The organism is Pseudomonas sp. WPR_5_2, from assembly GCF_003634475.1.
GTDB lineage: Bacteria > Pseudomonadota > Gammaproteobacteria > Pseudomonadales > Pseudomonadaceae > Aquipseudomonas > Aquipseudomonas izuensis.
On record NZ_RBLA01000010.1, the window covers coordinates 210797 to 217321 of the forward strand.

6 protein-coding genes are annotated in these 6525 nt (G+C 61.9%); 2 read left to right on the plus strand and 4 right to left on the minus strand.

Annotation, left to right across the window (positions count from 1 at the left end; genetic code table 11):
• Positions 1 to 11 precede the first annotated feature (11 nt).
• Positions 12 to 653, plus strand: coding sequence for an oxidoreductase (locus tag BJ917_RS29270; RefSeq protein ID WP_096514870.1), 642 nt, complete (start codon positions 12 to 14; stop codon positions 651 to 653).
• 126 nt (positions 654 to 779) lie between these two features.
• Here the strand turns inward: BJ917_RS29270 and BJ917_RS29275 are convergent, their stop codons facing one another.
• The 4 genes from BJ917_RS29275 to BJ917_RS29290 form a co-directional block, all read right to left on the minus strand.
• Positions 780 to 1064: a YceK/YidQ family lipoprotein gene (locus BJ917_RS29275; RefSeq protein WP_096514868.1), complete on the minus strand. Its 285-nt coding sequence runs from the start codon at positions 1062 to 1064 to the stop codon at positions 780 to 782.
• On the minus strand, positions 1057 to 1689 hold the full coding sequence (ubiX, locus tag BJ917_RS29280; protein ID WP_096514866.1) for a flavin prenyltransferase UbiX: 633 nt from the start codon (positions 1687 to 1689) through the stop codon (positions 1057 to 1059). Before ubiX ends, BJ917_RS29275 begins: the two co-directional genes overlap by 8 nt.
• The gene (gene mpl, locus BJ917_RS29285) at positions 1686 to 3035 is read right to left on the minus strand and encodes a UDP-N-acetylmuramate:L-alanyl-gamma-D-glutamyl-meso-diaminopimelate ligase (protein ID WP_096514864.1); all 1350 of its coding nucleotides are present in this window, start codon (positions 3033 to 3035) and stop codon (positions 1686 to 1688) included. Before mpl ends, ubiX begins: the two co-directional genes overlap by 4 nt.
• 158 nt (positions 3036 to 3193) lie before the next feature.
• The gene (locus BJ917_RS29290) at positions 3194 to 5107 is read right to left on the minus strand and encodes a sigma-54-dependent Fis family transcriptional regulator (RefSeq protein ID WP_121105797.1); all 1914 of its coding nucleotides are present in this window, start codon (positions 5105 to 5107) and stop codon (positions 3194 to 3196) included.
• Between the two features lie 298 nt (positions 5108 to 5405).
• On the opposite strand from BJ917_RS29290, the gene BJ917_RS29295 reads away from it, so the two are divergent.
• Positions 5406 to 6525 (plus strand): aldehyde dehydrogenase family protein (locus BJ917_RS29295; RefSeq protein ID WP_121105799.1); only part of this gene is annotated, 1120 nt, incomplete at its 3' end.

Sequence of the window (6525 nt, forward strand, 5' to 3'; positions counted from 1 at the left end):
GGAGAAACACTATGTACTTGACGCCTCAGCACGTATTGCTTGCCGGAGCCACCGGTTTGACCGGTGAACACCTGCTCGATCGATTGCTCAATGAGCCAACGATTACGCGGGTACTGGCTCCTTCACGCCGACCGCTGGCCAGGCATCCCCACCTGGAAAACCCGGTCGGCGACCCGGCGATGTTCCTGCCGCAATTGAGCGGACGCATCGACATCGCCTATTGCTGCCTGGGCACCACCATCAAACAGGCGGGCTCGGAAGAGGCGTTTCGCGCGGTGGATCTGGACATGGTGGTGGCGTTCGCCAAGCGTGCCCGGGAGATGGGCGCGCGACACTTGATCGTGATCAGCGCATTGGGGGCCGATCGCAGATCGCCGAATTTCTACAACCGGGTCAAGGGCGAGATGGAATACGCATTGCGCGCGCAGGACTGGCCACAACTGACCATTTGCCGACCCTCGTTGCTGCTGGGTGAACGCATCGAGCCGCGCCTGGCGGAGAAAGTCGCCGGGCCGCTGTCACGGTTGATACCCGGCAAGTACCACGGCATCGAAGCCTGCCAAATGGCCCGCGCCATGTGGCGCCTGGCGCTGGAAGAGCAGGATGGGGTGCGGATTGTCGAATCCGACGAGCTGAGGAAGCTAGGCAAATAGTTTCTAGCGTCCGATAGGACGCAATCGCGAGCAGGCTCGCTCCCACATTTGATCCGGGTCGTTCACAAATCCAATGTGGGAGCGAGCCTGCTCGCGAAGGGCGCGACACCGATTCAATGCCGAACGCTACAACCCACCCGTCGCCTGAAAATTAACACCCAACACCGTCAACAACGACAACGGCAACAGCAGCGTGTCGAGCAACGCGCTGGCCGGCAGGTCGACCCCCGGATAGCCCGGCGCCTCAGCGCCGAAACGATCCTTGGCGCAACAGCCGCCATTCATCGCGTACAGATCCAGCCGCGTCCCCGCATACACCACCGGCGCCCCCGGTTTGGCGGCATCCAGCGTTCGCGCCGTGGCACAGCCGGCCAACTGCATGACCAGCAGCACCACCAACAACTTATTCATCGCTGCTCAAATGGTGCTCGCCCCAACGCGGCAACATGTCCTGGGGAATGCCCAGCAGATTGAGAATCCGCGCCACCACGAAATCGATCAGGTCGTCGATGGTTTGTGGCTGATGATAGAAGCCTGGCGATGCAGGCAGAATCGTCACACCCATGTTCGACAACTTGAGCATGTGTTCCAGGTGAATGCTCGAATACGGGGCTTCACGCGGCACCAGAATCAGCTGGCGGCGCTCCTTCAACGTCACATCCGCGGCACGTTCGATCAAATTGTTGCAGGCGCCGGTCGCGATGGCCGACAAAGTCCCCGTTGAACACGGCACCACCACCATCGCCGCCGGCGCGCCGGAACCCGAGGCCACCGGCGACATCCAGTCTTCCTTGCCATACACGCGGATCTGTCCGGCGGCAGCACCGGTGTATTCGGTGAGGAAGGCTTGCATCATTTGCGGCTTGGCGGGCAGCGTGACATCGGTTTCAGTTGCCATCACCAGTTGTGCGGCCTTGGAAATCAGGAAATGCACTTCGCGGTCTTCGCGCACCAGGCAGTCGAGCAGGCGCAAGCCGTACTGGGCGCCGGAAGCGCCAGTCATCGCCAGCGTGATGCGGTCCGGGCCGTTGTTCATTTGAGCGCCTCGGCGAGTTTGCCGTGCAGGCCGCCGAATCCGCCATTGCTCATGATCACGACGTGGGTGCCCGGTTGAGCCTGACTTTTCACGCGGTCGATGATGCCTTCGAGCGAGTCGCTGACAATCGAAGGCACAGTGCACAGCGCTGCAGTGGCCGCCAGGTCCCACCCGAGATTGGCCGGTGCGTACCAGATCACCTGATCGGCATCGACCACGCTTTCCGGCAACCCATCGCGGTGCGCGCCGAGCTTCATGGAATTGGAACGCGGTTCGATGATCGCGATCAACGGCGCATCGCCAATGCGCTTGCGCAGGCCGTCGAGCGTGGTGGCGATGGCGGTCGGGTGGTGAGCGAAGTCGTCATAAATGGTGATGCCACGCACGTCCGCGACTTTCTCCATCCGCCGCTTCACGCTTTTGAAAGCGCTCAATGCAGCGATGCCCATCGACGGCACCACACCCACATGCCGTGCCGCCGCCAGGGTCGCCAGTGCGTTGGCAACGTTGTGCTGACCGGTCATGTCCCACTCGACCACGCCCTGGGAAACCCCTTCGAACATCACTTCGAAGGCCGAACCATCGTCACTGAGCAACTTGACCTGCCACTGACCGCCGGCACCGGTGGTTTGCACCGGGGTCCAGCACCCCATTTCGATGACGCGGTGCAATGCCGGTTCAGTGGTCGGATGAATCACCAGGCCTTCGCTCGGGATGGTCCGCACCAGGTGGTGGAATTGCCGCTCGATGGCGGGCAGGTCAGGGAAGATATCGGCGTGATCGAATTCCAGGTTATTCAGGATCGCCGTGCGCGGGCGGTAATGAACGAACTTGGAGCGCTTGTCGAAAAAGGCGCTGTCGTATTCATCGGCTTCGATCACGAAAAACGGGGTACCGCCCAGACGCGCCGACACCGAAAAGTTCTGCGGCACGCCACCAATCAGAAAGCCCGGGCTCATGCCCGCGTGCTCCAGCACCCAGGCGAGCATGCTGCTGGTGGTGGTCTTGCCGTGGGTGCCGGCAACCGCCAGCACCCAGCGACCTTGCAATACGTGATCGGCCAGCCATTGCGGGCCGGAGACGTAAGGCAGGCCTTTGTTCAGGACATATTCCACCGCCGGGTTGCCACGGGACATGGCATTGCCGATCACCACCAGGTCGGGTGCCGGATCGAGTTGCGCCGGGTCGTAGCCCTGGGTCAACTCAATGCCCTGAGCCTCAAGCTGGGTGCTCATCGGCGGGTAGACGTTGGCATCGGAGCCGGTCACGTGATGGCCAAGTTCCTTGGCCAGAACCGCCATCGAACCCATGAAAGTGCCGCAGATACCAAGAATATGAATGTGCATAGTCGACCTCGTAAAACATGGCCGCAGGTTAGCCTAGGGAGGGGAAAATCGCACCTTGTGTTTCAGACATTGAGGACGCCTTCGCGAGCAGGCTCGCTCCCACAAGGACTGTGCATACCCTGTGGGAGCGAGCCTGCTCGCGATGGCCGCGACGCGGTTTAACGGGCTATCCCGTGCTTACGCAGCTTTCGGTAGAGGGTATTGCGACTCACGCCCAGCTGTTCCGCCGTATGCGTCATATGCCACCGCGTCTGCTCCAGCGCATTCAACAACGCCAGCCGCTCGGCATCCTCTAGCGGATGCCCGGACGCCTCTTCAAGTACCTGCATGGTCACCGGCCGCGCCTGTCGGATCATTGCCGGCAAATCCTCCAGTCCGATCCGCCCGCCGTCGCACAACGCCGCCAGCGTGCGCAGCACATTGCGCAATTGCCGAACGTTGCCCGGCCAGGCAAACCCCAGCAATGCCTCCCGCGCCGGCCCATCGATCGACACCTCTTCCCCGCCCGCTTCTTCGGCCAGTAAAAAGTCGAGCAGCTGAGACTTGTCACTGCGATCACGCAATGCCGGCAGCGCTACCTCCAGCCCGTTGAGCCGGTAATACAGGTCCTCACGAAAACTGCCGTCCTCAACCCGCCCCAGCAAATTGCGGTGTGTGGCGCTGATGATCCGCACGTTGACCGGCTCCGGCTCGCCACCGATCGGCACCACCTGGCGATCCTCCAGCACCCTTAACAGGCGCGTCTGCAAGGCCAGGGGCATGTCGCCGATTTCGTCGAGGAACAAGGTTCCGCCATCGGCCTGCTGTAACTTGCCGCGCATGCCTTCCTTACGCGCCCCGGTGAAACTGCCGCCGCGATAGCCGAACAATTCGCTTTCAATCAGGCTTTCGGGAATGGCGGCGCAGTTGAGGGCGACAAAAGCTTTTGTGGCCCGCTGACTGGCCTGATGGACGGCTTTGGCGAAGGCCTCCTTGCCCGACCCGGTTTCACCGTTGATCAGCAAGGGCACGTCCCGTTCGTACACGCGCAGGGCCTTGCGGAAATCCGCCTGCAACGCGGCATCGCCCAGGCAGATGCCCGACAGCTGTGCAGACTCTTCACGCACCGGACTGGGCACCAACGGCACCGGCACGCGGCGCGGCTGACCGCGCAACACGGCAAACAGGCTGCGCCCGTCACGGGTGCGCAACGGCCAACTGGCGCTGGCGTTGGCGCTCGCGCGGCCGAGCAGCTCGTCCAGTGCGCAGTCGAAAAACGCCTCCACCGGTTTGCCCAGCAAGCCGCCGCGAACATGCCCCAACAGGTTCAGTGCGCTCTGATTGACCGCGCAGATCCGCCCCTCCCCATCGAACGCCAGCAGGCCTTCACTGAACAACCCGACGGACTCGGCCTGCAGATGAAAACGCAGCAGCCATTGATTGTCGAAATAACGCAGGAAATAGCAGCTCTCGATCATCTTCGCCGAAAGATTGACCAGGGCCATGGTGTGGAACTGACTCTGGCGCGAAACGTCGGGGCGCGCCGAAGACACATCGAGCACCGCCAGCAGCTCGCCATGCGGGTCGAATACCGGGCTCGCGGAGCACGTCAGGCCGGTATGCCGGCCGCGAAAATGTTCATCCTGGTGGATCGTCAGCGCCTGGCGCTCCACCAGGCAGGTGCCGATGCCATTGGTGCCTTCGCAGGCCTCACTCCAGTCGGCGCCGAGCCAGAGCCCGGCGCGCTCGAAAATCTTCCGTTCGGCGGGGGCCGTCACGCAGTTGAGGATCACGCCCCGTGCATCGGTCAACAGCACCGCATGCCCGGCACCGGAGAGCTGCTGATGCAGGCTGGTCATTTCGTTGCCGGCAATGTGCAGCACTTGCTGCAGGCGTTCGCGGCTTTCAAGCACGCGCCCATGCTCCAACACCGTCGGTGCCATGGTCAGGGTCGGATCGAGGTGATAATCCTCAAGGCAACGCAACCAGGAACGGGCGATGGACGGATCACTGCCAGGGCCGTGCAGGTGGGCTTTGCCCTGGGTCACGGTCAGCACTTGCCGGGCATGGCGACTCAAATGGTTGTCGTGCATTTCTTATTGTTCTCCCCGAGCGGTTTGCAGCTCCTACAGGTCATGCCGAGCATCCTCCAGCCTAGCCTGCAATGCAATGCTGGCAAGACCGGGCAGTCACAGCCTGTGCCACAAACGGTACAAAGTGTCACTCAGCCTGTACCGATAGCGTCACAGACGCCGCCCGCCCGTCTGACAAAAAAACGCGCAAGGCCTTGATTTGCCTGACCTGCAGGGCAGTGGCCCAACCTTTGCTCTACGCTTATACAAGCGCACATGCGCGTCTCTAATAAGTACAAAAGCCAAGGAGAAACCAATCATGCGTTACGCTCACCCCGGTACTGAAGGCGCTATCGTTTCGTTCAAAGCCAAATACGGTAACTACATCGGCGGCGAGTTCGTCGCGCCTGTCAAAGGTCAGTACTTCACCAATACCTCGCCAGTGAATGGCCAACCGATTGCCGAATTCCCCCGTTCCACGGCCGAAGACATCGACAAGGCCCTGGACGCTGCCCACGCGGCGGCCGATGCCTGGGGCGCCACGTCCGCCCAGGCGCGCTCCCTGGTCCTGTTGAAAATCGCCGATCGCATCGAACAAAACCTCGAACTGCTGGCAATCACCGAATCCTGGGACAACGGCAAGGCCGTGCGCGAAACCCTCAACGCCGATATTCCGCTGGCCGCCGACCACTTCCGCTACTTCGCCGGGTGCATCCGGGCCCAGGAAGGCAGCGCCGCCGAAATCGACGGCAATACCGTGGCCTATCACATCCATGAACCACTGGGCGTGGTCGGCCAGATCATCCCGTGGAACTTCCCGATCCTGATGGCCGCCTGGAAACTCGCCCCGGCCCTCGCTGCCGGTAACTGCGTGGTGCTCAAGCCTGCCGAGCAAACCCCGCTGGGCATTACCGTACTGGTCGAGCTGATCGGCGACCTGCTGCCGCCTGGCGTGCTGAACATCGTGCAAGGCTTCGGCAAAGAAGCCGGCGAAGCCCTGGCCACCAGCAAGCGCATCGCCAAAATCGCCTTCACCGGCTCGACCCCGGTCGGCTCGCACATCATGAAATGCGCGGCCGAAAACATCATTCCGTCCACCGTGGAGCTGGGTGGCAAATCGCCGAACATCTTCTTCGAAGACATCATGAAGGCCGAACCGTCCTTCATCGAAAAAGCCGCCGAAGGCCTGGTGCTGGCGTTCTTCAACCAGGGCGAAGTCTGCACCTGCCCTTCCCGCGCCCTGGTGCAGGAGTCGATCTACGACGAATTCATGCAAGTGGTGATGAAGAAGGTCCTGCAGATCAAACGTGGCGACCCGCTGGACACCGACACCATGGTCGGCGCCCAGGCATCCGAGCAGCAATTCGACAAAATCCTTTCGTACCTGGAAATCGCCAAGGGCGAAGGCGCCGAGCTGCTGACCGGCGGCAAGGTGGAAA

Excerpts from the sequence above, each read along its gene's own strand:
- BJ917_RS29270 (WP_096514870.1), top strand. The coding sequence starts at position 12 with ATGTACTTGACGCCTCAGCACGTATTGCTTGCCGGAGCCACCGGTTTG.
- BJ917_RS29275 (WP_096514868.1), bottom strand. The coding sequence starts at position 1,064 with ATGAATAAGTTGTTGGTGGTGCTGCTGGTCATGCAGTTGGCCGGCTGT.
- ubiX (WP_096514866.1), bottom strand. The coding sequence starts at position 1,689 with ATGAACAACGGCCCGGACCGCATCACGCTGGCGATGACTGGCGCTTCC.
- mpl (WP_096514864.1), bottom strand. The coding sequence starts at position 3,035 with ATGCACATTCATATTCTTGGTATCTGCGGCACTTTCATGGGTTCGATG.
- BJ917_RS29290 (WP_121105797.1), bottom strand. The coding sequence starts at position 5,107 with ATGCACGACAACCATTTGAGTCGCCATGCCCGGCAAGTGCTGACCGTG.